The organism is Vibrio sp. St2 (genome assembly GCF_947311885.1).
In the GTDB taxonomy this organism is placed as follows: Bacteria; Pseudomonadota; Gammaproteobacteria; order Enterobacterales; family Vibrionaceae; genus Vibrio; species Vibrio coralliilyticus.
Genome location: NZ_CAMZNA010000008.1, coordinates 1 through 20,270 on the forward strand (window position 1 = coordinate 1; position 20,270 = coordinate 20,270).

Annotated in this window: 21 protein-coding genes and 1 tRNA gene; 11 read left to right on the plus strand and 11 right to left on the minus strand. The window is 46.0% G+C overall.

What is annotated here, in order from left to right; all coding sequences use genetic code 11:
- Nucleotides 1–2 precede the first annotated feature (2 nt).
- Nucleotides 3–76, minus strand: a tRNA-Pro gene (locus QMA41_RS19465).
- A gap of 262 nt (nucleotides 77–338) precedes the next feature.
- Between QMA41_RS19465 and QMA41_RS19470 the strand changes: the two genes are divergently transcribed.
- From QMA41_RS19470 to rluF, 3 genes are all read left to right on the plus strand, one after another.
- Nucleotides 339–479 (plus strand): DUF3149 domain-containing protein, encoded by a 141-nt coding sequence (locus QMA41_RS19470; RefSeq protein ID WP_006959603.1) that lies wholly within the window; start codon nucleotides 339–341, stop codon nucleotides 477–479.
- 156 nt (nucleotides 480–635) lie between these two features.
- Nucleotides 636–1,217, plus strand: coding sequence for a DNA endonuclease SmrA (gene smrA / locus QMA41_RS19475; protein ID WP_006959604.1), 582 nt, complete (start codon nucleotides 636–638; stop codon nucleotides 1,215–1,217).
- A gap of 128 nt (nucleotides 1,218–1,345) precedes the next feature.
- Nucleotides 1,346–2,380, plus strand: a complete 1,035-nt coding sequence (gene rluF, locus QMA41_RS19480) for a 23S rRNA pseudouridine(2604) synthase RluF (protein ID WP_281630388.1) — start codon at nucleotides 1,346–1,348, stop codon at nucleotides 2,378–2,380.
- 70 nt (nucleotides 2,381–2,450) lie between these two features.
- Here the strand turns inward: rluF and upp are convergent, their stop codons facing one another.
- The gene (upp, locus tag QMA41_RS19485) at nucleotides 2,451–3,077 is read right to left on the minus strand and encodes a uracil phosphoribosyltransferase (protein WP_019275559.1); all 627 of its coding nucleotides are present in this window, start codon (nucleotides 3,075–3,077) and stop codon (nucleotides 2,451–2,453) included.
- Nucleotides 3,078–3,255: 178 nt separating this feature from the next.
- Between upp and purM the strand changes: the two genes are divergently transcribed.
- From purM to QMA41_RS19510, 5 genes are all read left to right on the plus strand, one after another.
- Nucleotides 3,256–4,296, plus strand: coding sequence for a phosphoribosylformylglycinamidine cyclo-ligase (gene purM / locus QMA41_RS19490; protein ID WP_006959607.1), 1,041 nt, complete (start codon nucleotides 3,256–3,258; stop codon nucleotides 4,294–4,296).
- A 3-nt stretch (nucleotides 4,297–4,299) separates the two neighbouring features.
- Complete coding sequence (gene purN / locus QMA41_RS19495; protein WP_021456564.1) at nucleotides 4,300–4,941, plus strand: phosphoribosylglycinamide formyltransferase; 642 nt, start codon at nucleotides 4,300–4,302, stop codon at nucleotides 4,939–4,941.
- A gap of 116 nt (nucleotides 4,942–5,057) precedes the next feature.
- Entirely contained in the window at nucleotides 5,058–5,708 is a 651-nt protein-coding gene (locus QMA41_RS19500; protein WP_065740580.1) for a tellurite resistance TerB family protein, read from the plus strand.
- Nucleotides 5,709–5,834: 126 nt separating this feature from the next.
- Nucleotides 5,835–6,041: a YaeP family protein gene (locus tag QMA41_RS19505; RefSeq protein ID WP_281630389.1), complete on the plus strand. Its 207-nt coding sequence runs from the start codon at nucleotides 5,835–5,837 to the stop codon at nucleotides 6,039–6,041.
- Complete coding sequence (locus QMA41_RS19510) at nucleotides 6,041–6,232, plus strand: DUF4250 domain-containing protein (RefSeq protein WP_006959611.1); 192 nt, start codon at nucleotides 6,041–6,043, stop codon at nucleotides 6,230–6,232. The genes QMA41_RS19505 and QMA41_RS19510 overlap by 1 nt, the downstream gene beginning before the upstream one ends.
- A 58-nt stretch (nucleotides 6,233–6,290) precedes the next feature.
- On the opposite strand, the gene QMA41_RS19515 is transcribed toward QMA41_RS19510, so the two are convergent.
- Nucleotides 6,291–6,641, minus strand: a complete 351-nt coding sequence (locus QMA41_RS19515; protein WP_019275555.1) for a DUF3622 domain-containing protein — start codon at nucleotides 6,639–6,641, stop codon at nucleotides 6,291–6,293.
- 167 nt (nucleotides 6,642–6,808) lie between these two features.
- Nucleotides 6,809–10,720 (minus strand): phosphoribosylformylglycinamidine synthase, encoded by a 3,912-nt coding sequence (gene purL, locus QMA41_RS19520; protein ID WP_281630390.1) that lies wholly within the window; start codon nucleotides 10,718–10,720, stop codon nucleotides 6,809–6,811.
- A 314-nt stretch (nucleotides 10,721–11,034) separates the two neighbouring features.
- Between purL and mltF the strand changes: the two genes are divergently transcribed.
- Both mltF and QMA41_RS19530 read left to right on the plus strand, forming a co-directional pair.
- Nucleotides 11,035–12,561, plus strand: coding sequence for a membrane-bound lytic murein transglycosylase MltF (gene mltF / locus QMA41_RS19525; RefSeq protein ID WP_095561122.1), 1,527 nt, complete (start codon nucleotides 11,035–11,037; stop codon nucleotides 12,559–12,561).
- A 212-nt stretch (nucleotides 12,562–12,773) separates the two neighbouring features.
- Nucleotides 12,774–12,908, plus strand: a complete 135-nt coding sequence (locus tag QMA41_RS19530; RefSeq protein ID WP_006959616.1) for a hypothetical protein — start codon at nucleotides 12,774–12,776, stop codon at nucleotides 12,906–12,908.
- 42 nt (nucleotides 12,909–12,950) lie between these two features.
- On the opposite strand, the gene tadA is transcribed toward QMA41_RS19530, so the two are convergent.
- From tadA to QMA41_RS19560, 6 genes are all read right to left on the minus strand, one after another.
- Nucleotides 12,951–13,460, minus strand: a complete 510-nt coding sequence (gene tadA / locus QMA41_RS19535; protein ID WP_019275552.1) for a tRNA adenosine(34) deaminase TadA — start codon at nucleotides 13,458–13,460, stop codon at nucleotides 12,951–12,953.
- 295 nt (nucleotides 13,461–13,755) lie between these two features.
- Complete coding sequence (locus QMA41_RS19540) at nucleotides 13,756–15,315, minus strand: AbgT family transporter (protein WP_019275551.1); 1,560 nt, start codon at nucleotides 15,313–15,315, stop codon at nucleotides 13,756–13,758.
- 276 nt (nucleotides 15,316–15,591) lie between these two features.
- Nucleotides 15,592–16,023 carry a typIV pilin gene (locus QMA41_RS19545; protein ID WP_152472038.1) on the minus strand — a complete coding sequence of 144 codons (432 nt, stop codon included), beginning with the start codon at nucleotides 16,021–16,023 and terminating at the stop codon, nucleotides 15,592–15,594.
- Nucleotides 16,013–17,293 (minus strand): hypothetical protein, encoded by a 1,281-nt coding sequence (locus tag QMA41_RS19550; RefSeq protein WP_281630391.1) that lies wholly within the window; start codon nucleotides 17,291–17,293, stop codon nucleotides 16,013–16,015. The genes QMA41_RS19545 and QMA41_RS19550 overlap by 11 nt, the downstream gene beginning before the upstream one ends.
- A gap of 1 nt (nucleotide 17,294) precedes the next feature.
- Nucleotides 17,295–17,930: a prepilin-type N-terminal cleavage/methylation domain-containing protein gene (locus tag QMA41_RS19555; protein ID WP_281630392.1), complete on the minus strand. Its 636-nt coding sequence runs from the start codon at nucleotides 17,928–17,930 to the stop codon at nucleotides 17,295–17,297.
- Nucleotides 17,924–18,415, minus strand: a complete 492-nt coding sequence (locus QMA41_RS19560; protein ID WP_045986211.1) for a GspH/FimT family pseudopilin — start codon at nucleotides 18,413–18,415, stop codon at nucleotides 17,924–17,926. The genes QMA41_RS19555 and QMA41_RS19560 overlap by 7 nt, the downstream gene beginning before the upstream one ends.
- Nucleotides 18,416–18,518: 103 nt before the next feature.
- Between QMA41_RS19560 and QMA41_RS19565 the strand changes: the two genes are divergently transcribed.
- Nucleotides 18,519–18,956: a type IV pilin protein gene (locus QMA41_RS19565; RefSeq protein WP_038156543.1), complete on the plus strand. Its 438-nt coding sequence runs from the start codon at nucleotides 18,519–18,521 to the stop codon at nucleotides 18,954–18,956.
- Between the two features lie 41 nt (nucleotides 18,957–18,997).
- Here QMA41_RS19565 and dnaJ read toward each other — a convergent pair whose 3' ends face one another.
- Nucleotides 18,998–20,143 (minus strand): molecular chaperone DnaJ, encoded by a 1,146-nt coding sequence (gene dnaJ, locus QMA41_RS19570; protein WP_095664653.1) that lies wholly within the window; start codon nucleotides 20,141–20,143, stop codon nucleotides 18,998–19,000.
- Between the last annotated feature and the right edge of the window lie 127 nt (nucleotides 20,144–20,270).

Here is a 20,270-nt window from a genome sequence, read left to right on the forward strand (position 1 = left end):
GGTCGGTGAAGAGGGATTCGAACCCCCGACCCTCTGGTCCCAAACCAGATGCGCTACCAAGCTGCGCTATTCACCGAGATGTTTCTTCGAGCTGATTGCCCGTCAACGAAGGCGTATATTACGGATTCTGATCGTTAACGCAAGCCATTTTACTAAGTTTTTTTACATTTAGGCTTGTTTGACTAAAACACCACCAATGGGTGATAAAATGTGAGCACAAACACAGCACAAGAAACAAATACGCAACCAAAACCATACAATTGATCCAGATCAGTGCCAGTATTGTAACCGTCTATTAATTTAATCCATGTCATCACTATTTTGGATTTGGAGGAAACATGGACTTTTGGCTGAATCTCCTGTTTGGTAATGCAGTTGGACTATCTTCAATGCTAGTCATCTTTGGGGCTTTAGGTCTTATGCTTTTTTATGGCGGTTACTTCATATACAAAGTAATGAACGACAAATCTCCTCACTAGATCGCTTAGCCCTATTTTCGAATAGAGTATCGCTATGCACCGAAGTAGATTCTCTGTCTACTTCGGTTTTTTATTTCCAGTAACCTAAATCTCTGCACCATTATTGGCTGTCATAGGTATAATAAGTTTACCGATTCCCTACTCTGAGATGCAGTTATGTCTCACGATGATGATTTCGCTTTGTTCCAAGAAATGATGGGTGACGTAACACCAATCAAACAAGATACAACCGAACATAAAAAACACCATAAGGTCACTGAAGCACAGCTTGCTAAACGCGAAGCAGCTATCTGGTTAACCGAAGATGACCCAGAATATTTGTCAGTAGACCATGCTCCCATGCTGAAGCCTGAAGATCTCATCGAGTTTAAGCGAGATGGTGTTCAGGAAGGCGTCTACCGAAAGTTACGCTTGGGCAAATACCCCATCCAAGCCCGTCTTGATTTGCACCGCCGCACCTTGAAGGAAGCTCGGGATGAAGTGGTTAAATTCCTCAAACAGTGCATAAAAATGGATATCAGAACGGTCGTCATCGTTCACGGCCGTGGTGAGAAATCTAATCCACCAGCCCTAATGAAAAGCTATGTAGCACAATGGTTAGAACAAATTCGCGACGTACAATGCGTTCATAGTGCACAGCGCTTTCATGGTGGCAGCGGCGCTGTTTATGTCATGCTGCGCAAAAGTTCAGATAAGAAACTCGAAAACCGAGAACGTCATCAAAAGCGTCTTGGTTAACCAAGATATCTTCTAAGTAATATTAAACTTACTCAGATGGCATAACAGTGCTAGAATGTTCAGGCAGCCTAACGGGCTGCTTTTTCATTTTTAGATTAATGCCGTTGTGAAACGTTAGAGAGAACAACATGTCACAAGATGCCAAACGCTTAAACAAATTCATTAGTGAGACGGGCTTTTGCTCACGCCGCGAAGCCGACCGCCTGATAGAACAGGGTCGTGTCACGATTAATGGCAAAGTCCCTGAAATGGGGACTAAAGTTCTACCGGGCGACGATGTTTGCGTTGATGATAAGCCGATCAACGCTGCAACAGATAAGCCTGTTTATATCGCTTTGAATAAGCCGACTGGCATCACCTGTACCACTGAACGTGATATTCCAGGCAACATTGTTGATTTCATTGGCCACAAGAAGCGTATCTTTCCTATCGGTCGTCTAGACAAACCATCTGATGGCTTGATCTTTCTGACCAATGACGGTGATATCGTCAACAAGATCCTCCGTGCCGGCAACAATCACGAAAAAGAGTATGTTGTTCGTGTCGATAAACCGATTACCGAACAGTTCATCAAAAAAATGAGTTCGGGTGTGGATATCCTCGATACCACTACGCTTCCGTGTAAAGTCAGTAAAGAAACAAAGTTCTCTTTCCGCATTGTCCTCACTCAGGGCCTGAACCGACAAATTCGTCGTATGTGTGAAGCTCTGGGTTACGAAGTGTTCAAGCTTCGTCGCGTTCGCATTATGAATATCACCCTCGATGGAATCCCGAACGGTCAGTGGCGCTACCTAAGCGACGACGAGATCGGAGAAATTCTCGCTATGTGTGAGTCATCGAGTGGAACGGAAGACGCCTCAAAAGTGGATGCACGTGGTCGCAACATTCGCAAAGCGACTGACGCCAAGCTATTTGACAGTCGTGAAGAAAATCAGGAGTCGAAAGCTCGCCGTAATCAAAAGCAGCGCACCTTCAAAGGCAAAAATGCCGAAGAATTTCGCCATGCTCCTAATTCTAAAAAAGGGCGTGGAGGAAAATCCGATTCCAAATCTAAGCCGAGCAACAACAAAGGCAAAAACGTCTACAAGCCAAAGTCGGATAAACCCGCTCAGCGACCATCAAATAAGCCCCGTACAGGCGGTACATTAAGTTTGAAGAAATAATCGTTTAGCGCAACATGATCATAAAAAGGGAGCCAATGGCTCCCTTTATAATTTGCTTTCAATCTTCGATTTATACTGTACCGAAGATCTTATCGCCTGCATCACCAAGACCAGGAACGATGTAGCCTTTGTCGTTTAGCTTCTCATCGATAGCTGCAGTGAACAGTTCAACATCTGGGTGTGCTTTTTCGAGCGCTTCAATACCTTCTGGAGCAGCAACAAGCACAAGAACCTTAATAGACTTACAGCCTTTCTCTTTCAGCAAGTCGATCGTAGCGATCATCGAACCACCAGTAGCTAGCATTGGGTCAACAACCAGAGCAATACGCTCATCCATGTTTGAAGCAAGCTTGTTAAAGTATGGTACTGGCTCTAGTGTTTCTTCATCGCGGTAGATACCAACAACACTGATACGTGCACTTGGCATGTGCTCAAGCACACCATCCATCATACCAAGACCTGCACGCAGGATTGGCACAACCGTTACTTTCTTGCCTTTAATCTGGTCTACTTCTACTGGACCATTCCAACCTTCAATGGTTACTTTCTCAGTTTCAAAGTCTGCAGTTGCTTCGTAAGTCAGTAGGCTACCAACTTCAGTTGCTAGCTCACGAAAGCGCTTAGTGCTGATCTCACCTTCTCTCATTAGACCAAGTTTGTGTTTAACAAGAGGGTGTTTTACTTCAACAACTTTCATTTCCATCTCCGGATACATAGGTGATTTTTAAACAAACCTTCAGATTATAAACGATTTCGTTCTCAATTTCTTGCGATAGAACAAAAGAAAAAACTAGCGCAAACGTTTGCTATATTGGTTTGTCCGCTGTTAGAATAGCGCCGATTTCATATCCAACTTTCAAACTGAGGACTTCCTTGTGAGTGCTGATAACACTTCTCTTAGCTATAAAGACGCTGGCGTAGATATCGATGCAGGTAACGCACTAGTAGACCGCATCAAAGGTGCCGTTAAACGTACTCGTCGCCCAGAAGTAATGGGTGGTATTGGTGGTTTTGGTGCTTTGTGCGAGCTACCAACAAAATATAAGCAGCCGGTACTTGTCTCAGGTACTGATGGTGTTGGTACAAAACTACGCCTTGCACTGGATATGAACAAACATGACACCATCGGCGTCGATCTTGTCGCTATGTGCGTTAATGACTTGATTGTTCAAGGTGCTGAGCCGCTATTCTTCCTAGATTATTACGCAACTGGCAAGCTGGATGTAGACACTGCTGCCGACGTCGTTACTGGCATTGCAGATGGTTGTATTCAAGCTGGCTGTGCTCTAATTGGTGGTGAAACCGCTGAAATGCCTGGCATGTACGAAGGCGAAGATTATGACGTCGCGGGATTCTGTGTCGGCGTAGTTGAAAAAGAAGACGTTATCGATGGCAGCAAAGTCGCGGCAGGTGATGCGCTTATCGCGGTAGGTTCAAGTGGTCCTCACTCAAATGGCTATTCACTCATTCGTAAGATTCTCGAAATATCAGGCGCGGATAAAAACGAAGAGTTAGCGGGTCGTACTATTGGTGAGCACTTACTAGAGCCAACAAAAATTTACATTAAATCTGCGCTTAAAATGATTGAAGCGCATGATATCCATGCCATTTCTCACATCACTGGCGGAGGTTTCTGGGAAAATATTCCTCGCGTCCTGCCTGAAGGCACCAAAGCCGTTATCGATGGCAATAGCTGGGAATGGCCGGTGATCTTCAACTGGCTGCAAGAAAAAGGCAATGTGACCACTCATGAAATGTACCGCACATTCAACTGTGGTGTTGGTCTAGTGATTGCGCTGCCAAAAGAACAAGCAAACGCGGCAGTGGCGTTGCTTGAGGCAGAAGGCGAGAAAGCATGGATTATTGGTGAAATCGCCAATGCAAGTGCAGATGAAGAACAAGTAGAGATCAAATAAATTATGAAGAGTATTGTTGTTTTAGTTTCAGGAAATGGTTCGAACTTACAGGCGATTATTGATGCTTGTGAAACCAAGATCAGTACTGGCCGAGTGACCGCTGTTTTTTCAAACAAAGCAACAGCTTATGGCTTAGAGCGTGCTAAGAAAGCAGGCGCAGCCGCACACTCTTTGGATCCGAAATCATTCGATACCCGAGACGCGTTTGATCATGAATTGATGAAGCAGATTGATGAATACAAGCCAGATGTCATTGTACTCGCGGGTTACATGCGCATCTTAAGTGGCGAATTCGTTCGCCACTACAGAGGCCGAATGATCAATATCCACCCTTCTCTACTACCGAAATACCCAGGCCTGAACACCTACCAGCGAGCCATTCATGCCGGAGATGAAGAACACGGCACCAGTGTTCACTTTGTTACTGAACAACTGGATGGTGGCCCGGTAATCCTGCAGGCTAAAGTGCCTATCTTCGATGAAGATACAGTTGAGACATTAACCGAACGTGTTCAGACTCAAGAGCATAAGATTTATCCTCTGGTCGTACAGTGGCTGGTTGAAGAACGTTTGGTAATGAAAGACGAGAAGGAAGCTTATCTTGATGGCAAGCTACTGGGGATTCATGGGTACGCCCAAGAATAATATTTCGGAAAACGATATATGAAAAGGCGAGCTGAATGCTCGCCTTTTTGTTATCACGTATTAATCTTCTATTCATCTCACCTGATTTAGTCTGAACAAAACTAAGGAGGTCCGGAATGGATTTGAAAGGTTTATTAAATCAAGCGTTAAACTCAGACCTTGTTCGTCAGGGTCAACAAAAAGTGCAGCAACAGTCCGGTTCAAACACGCTAAAGTCCCTCGGAGCAGGTGCTGTGGGTGGTGGCTTAGTCAACCTACTCATGGGGTCTAAAAAAAGTAAAAAACTTGGCAAAAAGGTCGGCAAAAATGCACTCAAAATTGGTGGTGCGGCGGCTTTAGGGGCACTGGCTTATACCGTTTACAATAACTGGCAGGGCAAACAAAGTACCGCTTCATCACAAGAAGATTTTAATGCCCACGATGCTATTCATAACGAGCTCATCATCAAAGCTATGATTGCTGCTGCAAAAGCTGATGGTCATGTCGATGCGGAAGAAATGCAGCGCATAGAATCCACGCTGAAAGAAGCAGGTGCGGATGCTGGGTTACAGACCATGCTACACAATGAGCTAAACAAACCTCTCGATCCAAGCGAAATTGCTCGGCTCGCTCAGTCGCCACAACAAGCTTCAGAGATTTATCTCGCGTCTCTAATTGTTGTCGATGAACAGAATTTCATGGAGAAAACCTATTTGCAGGAGTTAGCCAAGCAGTTACAACTGGCGCCAGAAGTGACTTTCCAGCTTGAACAACAACTGCAAAACTAAGCCAAAGCGAATAAAGATCCAGCAGCTCAGCCTAGAGTTTGAGCCAGAACAAACAGCTGCTTTGAGTTTCATTGACAGCCTGTGTATATTTGAGAGCAGTTCTCATTTAATTATTAGGTTAACAACATGAAAGTATATGATTGCTGCGACTTGGTCCGCGAGCTCTACGCGCAAATCGGCAGTGGCGACCAAGCCTATGTACCTAAAGCGATTACTTGCTCACTACGAGCGTTAAACGATATTGCGGCGGATACTAGCCTACCGCAAAATGTAAGAGACAAAGCAGCGTTTGCAGCAGCTAATCTGCTGATTTCAGATTTCGAGGATAAATAATGAACTTGGCGAACTTTGAGACGATGGATCCAATAATGCTGATGAGCATCGTCAACATGAAACTACGAGATGACTTTGGTGGTGATTTAGATAAGCTGGCGACGTATTTTGATATCGATAAGTCAGCACTGGAGACTAAACTCGCTTCCGCAGGTTTTGATTTCCTACCAGAAGCAGGACAATTTCGTTAATCAAAGCGTTATCGGATACAAAAAACCGCCTAAGCAGGCGGTTTTTTATTAGAAGTGATTACTCTTCGTCGAAAAAGTCATCTTCATCATCTAATTCAGCTTGCGCTGCGGCTGCGCGCTTCGCTTCTTCGTAACGTGCTTTCTTTTCAGCGGCTTCTTGCGCTAGGCGCTCTTCACGTTCAACACGAACTTTACGTGCTTCGCCTTTTCGTTCGTTACGTGCCGCTTGGTTTTGAATAAAACCTGCTAGCTCTTTCTCCGCCCATTCTTGCGCTAGAGCTTCTGTTTCAAAGCCTGCTTCTCGCTTAGATACAGATGTTTTACGTGAAGTCACTTGGCGAGTAATTTCTGCACACCAACCGTTACGCTTTTCAGTCACACGAATGGCAAATTTTTTGTTGTTCGACATATTCATTTCCTAAGGGATTCTAATGGAGTATTGAGGGATTTAGCCATCCCTTGGCAAGCGCGGTATTAGAGCGCAAAAAAGAGCCCTTGGCTATAGATTTTTCAACAAATAAAAAAGCGCAGACCTTACGATCTGCGCGTTTACTTTGTAGTGACGATTAAAGTCGATTAACCGATGTTCTTACGTGCGTTTTGGAACATGCGCATCCAAGCGCCATTCTCGCCCCAACCTTCTGGAGACCAAGAGTTCGCGACTGTACGGAATACACGCTCAGGGTGTGGCATCATGATAGTTACGCGACCATCTTGAGTCGTTAGACCTGTGATTGCGTTTGGTGAACCGTTCGGGTTGTTCGGGTATTGCTGCGTTGGGTTACCGTGGTTGTCCACGTAACGAACTGCAACCGTGCCTGATGCTTCAATCGCTGCTAGGTGGTCAGCATCTCGTACTTCTACGCGGCCTTCACCGTGTGATACTGCGATAGGCATACGAGAGCCAGCCATGCCGTCGAAGAATACAGAATCAGACTTCTGAACTTCAACTAGGCTAAAACGAGCTTCAAAACGCTCAGACTCGTTACGAACGAAACGAGGCCACAGGTCTGCACCTGGGATTAGCTCTTTCAGGTTTGATAGCATCTGACAGCCGTTACACACACCTAGAGAGAACGTATCTTCACGTAGGAAGAAGCCTTCAAACTGATTGCGAGCTTGCTCGTTGAACAAGATAGATTTCGCCCAACCTTCACCCGCACCTAGTACGTCACCGTAAGAGAAGCCACCACAAGCCACTAGGCCTTGGTACTCTTCTAAAACAGCTTGACCGGTTAGGATGTCGCTCATGTGAATGTCGGTTGCTTCAAAACCTGCACGGTCGAATGCTGCTGCCATCTCAACGTGAGAGTTAACGCCCTGCTCACGTAGGATTGCCATCTTAGGCTTAGCACCAGTATTTACCATAGAACCCGCGATGTAAGGCGCTGCGATGTCTTCATTTACATCGAAGCTTAGCTTCACGTTCAGACCTGGGTCAGAGTTGTCTTTCTTCGCTTCATGCTCTTGGTCAGCGCATGCTGGGTTATCACGCAGACCTTGCATCTTATGCGTTGTCTCAGCCCAGATAGTACGTAGTTCAGTACGGTTACGTTCAAGAACCACTGTCTCACCAGAAGTGATCACTAGCTCGTCAGAAGCTTCTACGCTGCCAATTACGTGTGAACATGCTTCAAGGCCGTTTGCGGCTAGCGTAGACAGTACAGAATCTAGGTCGTCATTCTTAACCTGAAGTACCGCACCCAACTCTTCGTTAAATAGTGCAGCTAGAGCATCATCACCTAGGTCAGCGATGTCAGCTTTAACACCACAGTGACCCGCGAATGCCATCTCAGCAAGAGTAACGAATAGACCGCCATCGCCCTTATCGTGGTAAGCCACAACTTGATCGTTCGCAACAAGAGCTTGAACACCTTCGTAGAAACCTTTTAGCTGTGCTGCGTTGTCTACGTCTGCTGGCTTATCACCAAGCTGCTTGTAAACCTGTGCTAGCGCTGTCGCGCCTAGACGGTTTTGACCGTTACCTAGGTCGATAAGAACGAGTGACGTGTCACCCTTGTCAGTGCGAAGCTGTGGAGTGATTGTCTTACGCACATCTTCAACACGAGCAAACGCTGTGATGATAAGAGATAGCGGAGACGTTACTTCTTTCTGCTCGCCGTTCTCTTCCCACTTAGTCTTCATCGACATCGAGTCTTTACCAACTGGGATAGTCAGGCCAAGTGCTGGACATAGCTCTTCACCCACAGCCTTAACTGCTTCGTAAAGACCTGCATCTTCACCAGGGTGGCCAGCTGGAGACATCCAGTTTGCAGACAGTTTAACGTGTTTGATATCACCGATGTTCGTCGCTGCAATGTTCGTGATTGCCTCACCAACTGCTAGACGAGCTGAAGCACCAAAATCTAGTAGAGCAACTGGTGTACGCTCACCCATCGACATCGCTTCACCGTGGTAAGTATCGTAGCTTGCTGCTGTTACTGCGCAGTTTGCTACTGGCACCTGCCACGGGCCAACCATTTGGTCACGCGCAACAAGACCAGTCACCGTGCGGTCACCGATAGTGATTAGGAATGTTTTTTCTGCAACCGTTGGTAGACGTAGAACACGATCCACTGCTTCGTTTAGCTCAATACCATCACGGTTAACCGCTGGGTTGTTCGCTTTTAGCGTTTTCGCATCACGGTGCATCTTAGGTGTCTTACCTAGGAGCACATCCATTGGCATATCGATTGGCGTGTTGTCGAAGTGTGAATCTTCAAGTTTCAGTTCACGCTCTTCCGTTGCCACACCTACTACAGCGTATGGTGCGCGCTCACGCTTACAGATCGCATCGAATACTTCCATGTTCTCTGGTGCAACCGCCATTACGTAACGCTCTTGAGATTCGTTACACCAGATCTCAAGCGGGCTCATGCCCGGTTCGTCGTTTGGTACATCACGCAGTTGGAAGATACCGCCACGCTCGCCATCGTCTACAAGCTCTGGAAGTGCGTTAGAGATACCGCCCGCGCCTACATCGTGGATGAATGCGATTGGGTTCTCTTCACCAAGCTGCCAACAACGGTCGATCACTTCCTGACAGCGGCGTTCCATCTCTGGGTTCTCACGCTGTACTGAAGCAAAGTCTAAATCTTCTGCTGATTGACCAGACGCCATTGAAGATGCTGCACCGCCACCAAGGCCGATGTTCATTGCAGGACCACCAAGAACGATTAGGCTTGCACCGACTGGGATCTCTTTCTTCTGCACGTGCTCGTCGCGGATGTTACCCATACCACCAGCGATCATGATTGGCTTGTGGTAACCACGAACTTCTTCACCAGCGTGAGAGTTCACTTTTTCTTCGTAAGTACGGAAGTAACCAAGTAGGTTAGGACGACCAAATTCGTTGTTGAACGCCGCGCCACCAAGTGGCCCCTCTAGCATGATGTCTAAAGCGTTAACGATGCGACCTGGCTTACCGAAATCTGTTTCCCATGGCTGTTCAAAACCAGGAATACGTAGGTTAGATGTTGTGAAACCAACAAGGCCCGCTTTTGGCTTACCACCGATACCAGTCGCGCCTTCGTCACGGATTTCACCACCTGAACCAGTTGAAGCGCCCGGCCAAGGAGAGATAGCCGTTGGGTGGTTGTGCGTTTCCACCTTCATTAGGATGTGTGCATTCTCTTGGTTGTAACCGTATTGGCGAGTTTCTGGGTTCGGGAAGAAACGACCCACATCCGAACCTACCATTACTGCTGCGTTATCTTTGTATGCAGACAGTACGTTTTCAGGCGTGGTTTCGAATGTGTTCTTGATCATCTTGAACAGTGACTTCTCTTGCTTAACGCCGTCGATAGTCCAGTCTGCATTGAAGATCTTGTGGCGACAGTGCTCTGAGTTCGCCTGTGCGAACATCATTAGCTCGATGTCTGTTGGGTTACGGTCTAGCTTGTTTACGAACGCATCGTAAAGGTATTCAATTTCATCGTCTGCAAGTGCAAGACCTAGGGTAACGTTTGCGTTTTCAAGCGCAGCGCGACCACCATTAAGTAGGTCAACATCAGCCACTGGTGCAGGTTCAGCCACTTGGAACAGTGCAGCTGCAGAGTCAAAGTCAGTAAAAACCACTTCCATCATGCGGTCGTGAAGAATCGCCTTTAGCTCAACGAGTTGAAGCTCAGAAAGCTCTGCCGATGTTTCGATGTAGTAAGCCGTACCACGCTCTAGACGAACGACTTTATCTAGACCACAGTTATTAGCAATGTCAGTCGATTTTGAAGACCAAGGCGAGATAGTGCCAGGGCGAGGAGTAGCAAGCAGAAGAAGACCTGCAGGCTCGTGCTCTTCAATTGTAGGACCGTAAGTTAGGAGCTTTTCCAACTTCTCAACTTCTTGAGAATCAAGATCCGCTGATAATTCAGCAAAGTGAGCAAACTCAGCGTAAATACCTGTTACAGGTAAGCTTAATTCACGACAAAGCTCTAGAAGCTTGTTAACACGAAACTCAGAAAGAGCTGGGGAGCCACGCAAAATTCTCATGTGCTTAGGTCTCTTATGCAATTGATTAAGGTGATATTGGAATAAATTCAGTGGGTTAGACTGTTTTACTTCGAAGCTATTCCCCAAGGATTAAAAACCTATGCCGATTTCACCTCTCCTTTGCGGGCGCATTATAAAGGAATTATTTTTGTGATGTAACACCAAAAGCAACCGTTTGCGTCATTTTTTTCGTCAAATTTGAATTACAGCAAAAATCCCAATTTTAAATCTTTAACCCGAAGTGACTCTGATTGTCTTGCCTTGTTATGACACTTTGATATAAATGCCCTACTGGAAGTATGAGAATGATGTGAATGAAGAAGCATTACTTGAACCGTTGGACATCAATCAGCGCCTTGCTGTTTTCTGTATTGATGTTATCCGGCTGTCAGATTGAGTCAGAGCCCAAAAGTGATTTAGACCAGATACGTGAGCGTGGTGTGTTACGTGTCGGAACTCTGAATAACCAGCTGTCTTACTATATCGGTCCTGATGGCCCTGCAGGTTTGGATTACGAACTGGCCCGCGAATTCGCCAATGAGCTTGGTGTGCAGTTGGAAATGAAACCAGCCTACCGTATCTCGTCGTTATATCCTGCGCTAGCCAAAGGTGAAATCGACATTATTGCTGCAGGTTTGACTCAGTCACCTGAACGTATGGAGCGATTCCGACCTGGCCCCGCTTACTACTACGTCAGCCAGCAAGTTGTGTATAAAAAAGGTAAGAAACGACCACGCAACCTAGAGCAACTCCTCAATATCCAACCCGTACCAACAGATGATGGTGAAGAGCTTCCTATCCTTAAAATCATCAGTGACTCTCACGTTAAACAAACTCTGAGCGCCATCAAACAAGAAGAGCACCCTGACTTTGCCTTTGAAGTTGACCCAGATGCTGAAGTGAGTGATCTGCTAAAACAAGTCTCTGATGGAGAGCTGATGTTCACTGTTGCGGATTCAGTCGAAGTCTCTTTATCACAACGTATCTACCCAGATATTGCGCTCGCATTTGAGCTAACAGAAGATCAGCCAATTTCTTGGTTTGTTCGTCGTTCTGAAGATGAAAGCCTTTATGCGCTTATGATCGAATTCTTCGGCTACACCAAACAATCTGGTCACTTAGCCTCTTTAGAAGAAAAGTATATCGGTCATATTGGCAGCTTCGATTACGTTGATACCCGCGCTTTTATTCGTGCGCTAGACTCTAAGCTTCCACAATGGTCACCTCTGTTTAAAGAATACTCAGATGAGTTTGACTGGCGACTCGTGGCGGCACTGGCTTATCAGGAATCACACTGGAACCCGCTTGCTAAATCTCCGACAGGTGTACGAGGCATGATGATGTTGACACTGCCAACCGCTAAAAGTGTTGGCGTAACCAATCGTCTCGATCCTAAGCAGTCAGTTCGTGGAGGTGTTGATTACCTGCGACGAATGGTGTCTCGCATCCCCGACTCCATTGATGAGCATGAAAAAATTTGGTTTGCCCTTGCATCCTATAACGTCGGCTATGGTCACATGATGGATGCCCGAAGACTCACCAAGAAGCAAGGCGGTAACCCAGATGCATGGGCTGACGTGAAAGATCGCCTACCGTTGCTGCGCCAGAAAAAGTACTACAGCCAAACCCGCTATGGCTATGCACGTGGTGATGAAGCGAGAAACTACGTCGAGAATATTCGCCGCTATTACCAGAGTATCATCGGCCATGTCGAACAGCAGACCACGGACAACAGTGATGTCAATATTGATGATCTTGCCGTGATTGAAGTACCTGACAGCCCAATATCAGCGGCGCCAGCGGTATCTTCTGCTGATCCAGCAGCAGAAATACAAGAATAGAAACAACTAGTTAAAGTGCCCAGCCATTGACTAATGGTTGAGCACTTGAATTTTACTTGCCTGACCCAAACATAGTATCGTGAACCAACCTTTTTGGTAGCATTATTTAAATGGTAACAATTGGCTGGTAAAAGACGAGTTACATAACATAATCAATGCCTTCAATACAGATAACAGGCATACAGTTTTAACCCACAGTAGGAGGTTGTTTTATGCGTAGACGTAAAATGCAGTCAAAACGCCTTAATAAAACCGTTGCGGCAAACCGCCGTAAAAGAATGCTCAGCAATAACAAGAAGAAAGTCATTGCCCGTCATCGAGCTTTTATGCAGCTAATTTGTGCATAAACCAGTTGGCAAACACCTTGAATCAGGTGTTTGCTGAAAAACCTACCCTTCTGAACGCTTCATTTGTTTTTGCGCTTTTTTCTCTTTACGACGACGTTTAAAGAACGCCTGAAGCTGGCCTCGACACTCTTCTTCCATCAGTCCTTGTTCAATATCGGCATAGTGATACGCCGCTTGATGTTCAAACAGATTGAGTACTGTTCCTGCAGCCCCCGCCTTTAAGTCCGGAGCACCATAAACAATGCGTTTCACTCGGCTATGGAGTAAGGCCCCCGCGCACATAGGGCACGGCTCTAGCGTAACGTATAATGTTGTATCCAACAGTCGGTAATTTTCCAGTACTTGGCCGGCTTTACGCAGCACCTGCATTTCAGCATGAGCCGTCGCATCATGATGCCCAATTGACTGATTCCATCCTTCAGCAACGATCTCACCATCTTTCACTAGTACGGCCCCAACTGGAACCTCTCCCTCAGCTTCGGCCTGAGCCGCCAACTCCATAGCACGGCGCATGAAAAACTCGTCTTGAGGGGAAAACTGTGAATCTGACAAAAGGAAGCTCCGGTTGTATAAGTAAACGGCTAGGGGTAGCAAATTCTACCCGTATGAACGCGGAAGTGAAAGCAGGACGCAGAGCACCTCACATAAACTACTTCTTAGCACTAAAAAGAAGCGCCAGTCTTTCGACTAGCGCTTCTAAAATCCTAATACCTAAATAGTTGGTGTTGTAGCTAAGCAACAAGCAAGGTTCAGCCCTAATCACCTAGAGGCTCTATGTGATTAGAGTGGCCGTCGCTCCGGTGAACTTGCGCAGTTAACAAAGCTACAGCGCCAAATCTGACGGTATTTACATTGTGTAAGTGTATGGTGCTTGAATACCTAGCGGAATGCCTAACATCCAGTAAGCCACTAGGAAGATTGACCAACCGATTAGCATAGCAATCGAGAATGGCATCATTAATGACGCTAGCGTACCAATACCAGTCGACTTCACGTAACGCTGACAGTAAACCACGACTAGAGGGAAGAATACCATCAGAGGTGAAATGATGTTCGATACAGAGTCACCCACACGGTATGCCGCTTGAGATAGCTCTGGAGAAATACCAACAGCCATTAGCATAGGCACCAGAATTGGACCAATCAGTGCCCATTTCGCTGATGCAGAACCGATTAGAAGGTTTACAGAAGCCGTTAGAAGAATCATACCGATGATTGTTGCTTCACCTGGTAGGTTCATCGCTTTCAGACCTTCTGCACCGTATAGCGCTAGCATCGTACCGATGTTTGATTGCGCGAATGCAGATAGGAATTGTGCACAGAAGAACGACATTACGATGTATGCGCCCATGGTAGACATCGTATCCGCCATCGCTTTGATGATGTCGTTACTTGTCTTGAACGTGCCAGAAACGCGACCGTAAACGTAACCCGGAATGATAAACAGGATGAAGATCAACGGAACGATAGACTTCATGATTGGCGCAGAGAACGCAGTGATCTCACCTTCCGGTGAACGCAGTGCAGAATTTTCTGGGATAAGCGCCACAACAAGAAGTGCGATGCCCGCCATCATAGCCCAACCCGCGTAACGAAACGCTTTAGACTCAAGCTCAGTGAAAGAACCTAGATCTGGTGCTTTCTCTGCGTCTTCGTCGATTGGAGTGTTCTTTAGACGTGGCTCGATGATTTTTTCAGTTACATACCAACCGATAGCCACAATGATTACTGAAGATAGACCAGTAAAAAAGATATTCGCTAGAGGGTTAACTACGTACTCAGGATCGAGAACCTGTGCCGCTGTTTGAGTAAAGCCAGCTAGTAGAGGGTCGATACCTGAAGGGATGAAGTTGGCAGAGAAACCACCTGATACACCTGCGAACGCTGCCGCGATACCCGCTAGAGGGTGACGACCTGCTGCATGGAAGATAATACCACCAAGTGGAATAACCAGAACGTAGCCTGCATCCGCAGCAGTGTGCGACACGATTGCTACAAGAATTAGCATTGGAGTAAGAAGTTTTGCTGGCGTGAAGTTCAGCATCTTCTTAAGACCAGTGGTGATGAAGCCAGAAGAATCGGCAACACCTACACCCAACATCGCTACTAGAACGATACCAAGTGGTGCAAAGCCAGTGAACGTTGTCACCATGTTAGCAAGGAAACTTGCTAGTGCTTCGCCTGTCAGAAGGTTAGTGATGGTAAGAGCTTCGCCAGTTCGAGGGTTTAGAAGGTCGAAAGAAACATTCGACAAAAGTGCAGACGCAGCCCAAGTAATGATCAGTGCCCAGAAGAACAGAATGGCCGGATCCGGGATTTTATTACCAGCTCGTTCTATAAAATTAAGAAAGCGATCCATGCCATTCGGCTTGGACGATGGTGCTTTATTTACTGCTTGGTTACTCATGGTAACTCCATATGTGATGTTGTTGCCTTAGGCCTGTAATAATTGTTGTGACGACCTATTTTTCAGCTACACATTTTATTAAATTGCCCCATAAAAAGCACAAGATTCCAGAAGCTTTTCCATATTTGGAGACATATTTTGCAAAATTGCCATTACTACGCAACAAAGTAAAAACACTAGCCACCCATATAATGAAACAGATTTGAAACCATTTTGAAAAATATAGAGAACGCTTTTAAGTAAAATATCAATAATTAATTTTGATTATAAAATACCCTACATACTAAATTCATTGAATTTGGAAACTGATGTCATTAGCTCAATGGATTGCTGTTTTCCATGGCGATCGAACCAACACACTTCCACGGTAATGTGCTTAACTTCAATCCCATTTTGTAACGAGGAGCGAGCCTCGCATCGCGTTTGAAAGTAATCAGCCGATAACGGCTGACACTGAGTTTGCGAATAGCAGGCATCTTGTTCTATATCGTCGAATAGATAACGTCCTCCCTTCACCGTTGATCCATGCGTGGTGAATTGTTCAAGCTCAGACTCTGCCAAGTAGAGCGCTTCAATAGACCGTTGAGCCCAATCGGATTTCATTTCAATATAGGTATGTAATTTGACTAAACCGACAGCACTGCCGCTGACAAGCAAGAGAGCCAATAGCACCTCAAATAAGCTGACACCTTTCTGGTTAGAAATCATGCCAACTGCCATTGCTCCATTTGACCTTATGGAAATGTCGAGCAGCCGAGGCCGTGACATCTTTATTGAACTGCATGTATAAAGCATTGTTGATCAAAGCGTAGCTATCAGGAGCATCCAATACTAAACCACCTAATGGGTAGACATTTCCATTCTGAAAGTAGCTCACTCTGTGTTGCTCGACTGTGTGCACGTTCAAGGATTCTATCAGAGTCGATAGCAATAGATTGTTGTTTGATTGCGCCCAATCAACAAACCCTGCTGACGGCGTCTCAGAAACAAAGTGATAAATCATGGCCTTCAATGCTTGGTTTCCTGAAATTGAAGCTATGCCATTGTGAAGCACCAGTATCAAGCCTTCATTCAAATGCGTATCAATGGCAAGGTTTATGGATTGCAGGTCATCTGCGCTAAGTTCACAGCTACCGTATACCCAAATAAGTTCATGAGATGCTTTGATAAGATTTGTAATCTGTTGACCGCAATTTTCTATATATTTCGCACTGGGTAACTCGCTGGATAAGCGTGGCATGGTACTTTTAAGCTCATTTGGCACATAACCGAACAAGCTGGTGTCTGACATAACCTCAAACCAATGGCTACGTGGCACATTAAAAACTTCCTGAAATACATCAAGTTGCTCCACATGCTCGAAGTCATTCTGAGTTAAAGGGAGCTGCCAACTGAAATCGGTGTAGTGAGTTGTGCTGCACTGATGCAAATCTGAGCCATGACTCTCAGGAAAGTAGCGAGAGATATCGGTTGCTTGATATGGGTGTATGGTGTCATAGCTATGCGCATAGAAAGTATTTTGATAACGAACCGAAGTACACGCCCAGCGGAACTCGCTAACGCGTTGATTCACATGCGGCGCTATGTTGAGTCCACCATTCACCAATAAATGCGAGGTTGTAGTGATTGGACTTTTGATTTGAAGTTCGGGCAGAAGAAACGCTTTGCTTAAGGTTAAGAAGCCACTGGTTGCACGGACAATATGTGGTGTTCCCGTTTCTATCTTAAGCGCATCCAAACTCAGTTGTTGCTGACATTCACTCAGCTCTTCTGGTATGGCTTGTTTTCCAACAACAGAGGAAATCGCACACTCTAACCCGCTCTCTGCGCGCCAATGTGCACGGCGACTTTCCACTTCATTTTGGCTCTGTTTCATTTGGTAGAACAAGGCTTTATAACTGCCCATGACAATCATGAGTACGCCAGCTAGCAAAAGACTGGTGATTAGAAGGGTCGCAGCACCTCGCTGAGATGTCACGTCACCAGTTCCTCTGTTTAATGGAAAAGGCGAGCGTATTCGATACCTCAGGGGAAAAGCGCAAATAGGTACTTAGTTCAACATTGAGTAGTGAGGAGGAATGGGCTGCACTGGTTAAAGGCACGGACTCCAGTTCAAACTCGGTCACGACAATAAGATTGCTATCGAGCACTGTGTTACAGGTATTACCAAAATGTGTGGTGAAGTTTTCTGCTTCTAAAGCAGACATAGCTCTTGGTAGCTTCTTCGCGCAGACTCTCAAAACCTCTTTTGATTCGCTCTGCCGCTGATATACCACATTCGTGTATGCTGTCTCAGATCCTAAGCTGCCTGACAGGTAAGCGAACGCGAGCAGAGTGTGATGCTCACTATGTTTGACGTAGTACGTTTGTGCTGCGCCAGATAAACGGACGCTTTCACCCAGTACTCCACCATGACCCGCTCGGTACAAATCTAACTTCATCATTTGCAGAACACTATTCGTGCTTTGTAGCAACATCAGCTCTTTGGCGTGAGCAGCAGAGAGCCGTTGACTGTGGAGAAGCATAGTTACGGCTATAGCAATGACTATGAGAGAAATCGAAGTAGAAACGAGAAGCTCAATTAAGCTATAACCCGATTGACCTCCTCTCAACATGGCTGATAACCAAGAGTAATGCCCGAAGGTGCACACACTCTTACGATAGCTGAGCGAAAGTGAGTTCTGAGCTCGAGAACCGTTTCAGAAGATAACTTAGGGTAAAATGTAAACCGCCCGCTCTTGGGTCGCCCATGTGTGGCATCAAAACTGATTTGATTTGAGCTGTAAGTCGTCGCCAGTTCGATGCCAGTAAACGGCTCGCCAGATAAACGCATAAGAACTAAACCATTGTCCTCATCTTCGCTGTCCGTCAAATTCAACGTCCAAGAATCACCTGACCTTGTGAGATGTATCCATAGAGGCTGTCGGCGCAAGATCGCTTGAGATTTTGCCATTAAGACGAAGCCATTCAATTCTTTAGCGAGCCTCATCATCTTAGTGGTATCAGAAACTGAGCTAAAATTAGGAACCGCCCATACCAGTAACAAACTCATCACAGACAGAGTGACAACGGACTCCAGTAACGTAAAGCCACGAGGCATTTCCCAAATCCCTATGTAAATTTAAAAGTGTCGAGAACCATACTTGGCTTGATATTAACAGCGCATAACAATAGGTCAGAGGTGGGTACTAGGAGAGCTCGAAGTGATTGGCGTAAATAACTGCAAACAGAGTAAACAAAGTTTAATTGGGATGACGTTACTCGAATTACTGATCGTGGTTACTCTGATTGGCATCTTGGCGATGTTCGCCTATCCAAGCTATTTGGATCAGGTACGGAAGTCTCACCGCATCACCGCTATTGCGGATCTCGCCCGTATCCAACTCGAATTAGAATCAAGCTATAACGGCCAATATGATTGGCATAAGGTAATATCGAGTGGGAAATGTACGGTGTGCCTTTCCGAGCAAAGTCGCTTTGTGTTTAGCGTGACCAGTAGCGCCAATGCGGCGTACATTATCAAAGCGACAGCGCAAGCAAACAGCCAACAAAATTTAGACTCTTGCTTACAGGAATACAACGTTGATTACCTCAGCCTTGATGCTAGCAATAAAGCGTTTCCTCTTAGCTGCTGGCAATAAAAAAGCCTGCAGTTACAGGCTTTATGTAGAATTTGTTTTTTTTAGCTAGTCAGGTCATCGAAGAACTTCTTCACGCCATTGAAAAAGCCTTCAGCTTTTGGCTTGTGCTTCGTTGCCGCTTCACCACCACAAGACTCTTCAAACTCTTTCAATAGATCTTTCTGGCGAGTACTTAGATTTACCGGAGTTTCTACAACCAGCTTAACGATAAGGTCGCCAACGCCACCGCCGCGAACACCCTTCACGCCTTTACCGCGCATACGGAACATACGACCCGTTTGAGTTTCGGTTGGTACTTTCAGGTTCACACGACCATCCAGTGTTGGTACTTCGACTTCACCACCTAGTGCAGCCATTGCAAAGCTGACAGGCACTTCACAGTAAAGGTTATTGCCATCACGCTCAAAGATGTGGTGCTCTTTGACGTGAACTTGTACATACAAATCACCCGCTGGAGCGCCCATTTCTCCCGCTTCACCTTCACCAGAAAGACGAATACGATCGCCAGTATCAACACCAGCAGGAATCTTAACGTTAAGCGTTTTAGTCTTCTGTTTACGGCCTTGACCATGACATGAGTTACAAGGGTCTTTGATGATCTTGCCTTTACCATGACAGGTAGGACAGGTTTGCTGAACAGCAAAGAAGCCTTGGCGCATTTGAACCTGACCGTGACCGTGACATGTGCCACACGTTTCAGGAGACGAGCCTTTCTTCGCACCGCTGCCATCACAAATATCACAGTTCACAAGCGTTGGAACTTCGATTTCTTTTGAAACACCACGAACGGCTTCTTCTAGCGACAGTTCCATGTTGTAGCGCAGGTCTGCACCGCGTTGCGCGCGCTGCTGGCCACCACCACGTCTGCCACCACCAAAGATATCACCAAACACGTCACCAAAAATGTCACCGAAATCAGCACCAGCACCGCCGCCAAAGCCACCACCGCCCATGCCGCCTTGTTCGAAGGCTGCATGACCGTATTGGTCGTAGGCTGCTTTTTTCTGAGGATCCAGTAGGATTTCGTACGCTTCTTTTACTTCTTTAAACTTCTCTGCAGCAGACTCATCACCCTGGTTGCGGTCTGGGTGGAATTTCATTGCAAGGCGCTTGTACGCCTTTTTAATATCACGTTCTGATGCATCTCGGCTTACGCCTAATACTTCGTAAAAATCACGTTTTGACATGTTCTTCGTCACCAATTTATTACTGCAAACGACCGATTGTCGCTTGGTGTTTGTATCGTTCTAGATAAAGGCTTTGTGCAAAAGTGCTTATCTGGAAAGACAGCGTATTTACAAACAGGCGGGCGTG

Bases quoted from the DNA above. Each gene is read 5' to 3' on its own strand.
- QMA41_RS19545 (WP_152472038.1), bottom strand. From the start codon at position 16,023: ATGATTTCTAACCAGAAAGGTGTCAGCTTATTTGAGGTGCTATTGGCT.
- upp (WP_019275559.1), bottom strand. From the start codon at position 3,077: ATGAAAGTTGTTGAAGTAAAACACCCTCTTGTTAAACACAAACTTGGT.
- QMA41_RS19560 (WP_045986211.1), bottom strand. From the start codon at position 18,415: ATGCCTCGTGGCTTTACGTTACTGGAGTCCGTTGTCACTCTGTCTGTG.
- QMA41_RS19505 (WP_281630389.1), top strand. From the start codon at position 5,835: ATGAAAGTATATGATTGCTGCGACTTGGTCCGCGAGCTCTACGCGCAA.
- QMA41_RS19500 (WP_065740580.1), top strand. From the start codon at position 5,058: ATGGATTTGAAAGGTTTATTAAATCAAGCGTTAAACTCAGACCTTGTT.
- dnaJ (WP_095664653.1), bottom strand. From the start codon at position 20,143: ATGTCAAAACGTGATTTTTACGAAGTATTAGGCGTAAGCCGAGATGCA.
- QMA41_RS19555 (WP_281630392.1), bottom strand. From the start codon at position 17,930: ATGTTGAGAGGAGGTCAATCGGGTTATAGCTTAATTGAGCTTCTCGTT.
- QMA41_RS19540 (WP_019275551.1), bottom strand. From the start codon at position 15,315: ATGAGTAACCAAGCAGTAAATAAAGCACCATCGTCCAAGCCGAATGGC.
- rluF (WP_281630388.1), top strand. From the start codon at position 1,346: ATGTCACAAGATGCCAAACGCTTAAACAAATTCATTAGTGAGACGGGC.
- QMA41_RS19530 (WP_006959616.1), top strand. From the start codon at position 12,774: ATGCGTAGACGTAAAATGCAGTCAAAACGCCTTAATAAAACCGTTGCG.
- QMA41_RS19470 (WP_006959603.1), top strand. From the start codon at position 339: ATGGACTTTTGGCTGAATCTCCTGTTTGGTAATGCAGTTGGACTATCT.
- smrA (WP_006959604.1), top strand. From the start codon at position 636: ATGTCTCACGATGATGATTTCGCTTTGTTCCAAGAAATGATGGGTGAC.
- purL (WP_281630390.1), bottom strand. From the start codon at position 10,720: ATGAGAATTTTGCGTGGCTCCCCAGCTCTTTCTGAGTTTCGTGTTAAC.
- QMA41_RS19510 (WP_006959611.1), top strand. From the start codon at position 6,041: ATGAACTTGGCGAACTTTGAGACGATGGATCCAATAATGCTGATGAGC.
- mltF (WP_095561122.1), top strand. From the start codon at position 11,035: ATGAAGAAGCATTACTTGAACCGTTGGACATCAATCAGCGCCTTGCTG.
- purN (WP_021456564.1), top strand. From the start codon at position 4,300: ATGAAGAGTATTGTTGTTTTAGTTTCAGGAAATGGTTCGAACTTACAG.
- QMA41_RS19515 (WP_019275555.1), bottom strand. From the start codon at position 6,641: ATGTCGAACAACAAAAAATTTGCCATTCGTGTGACTGAAAAGCGTAAC.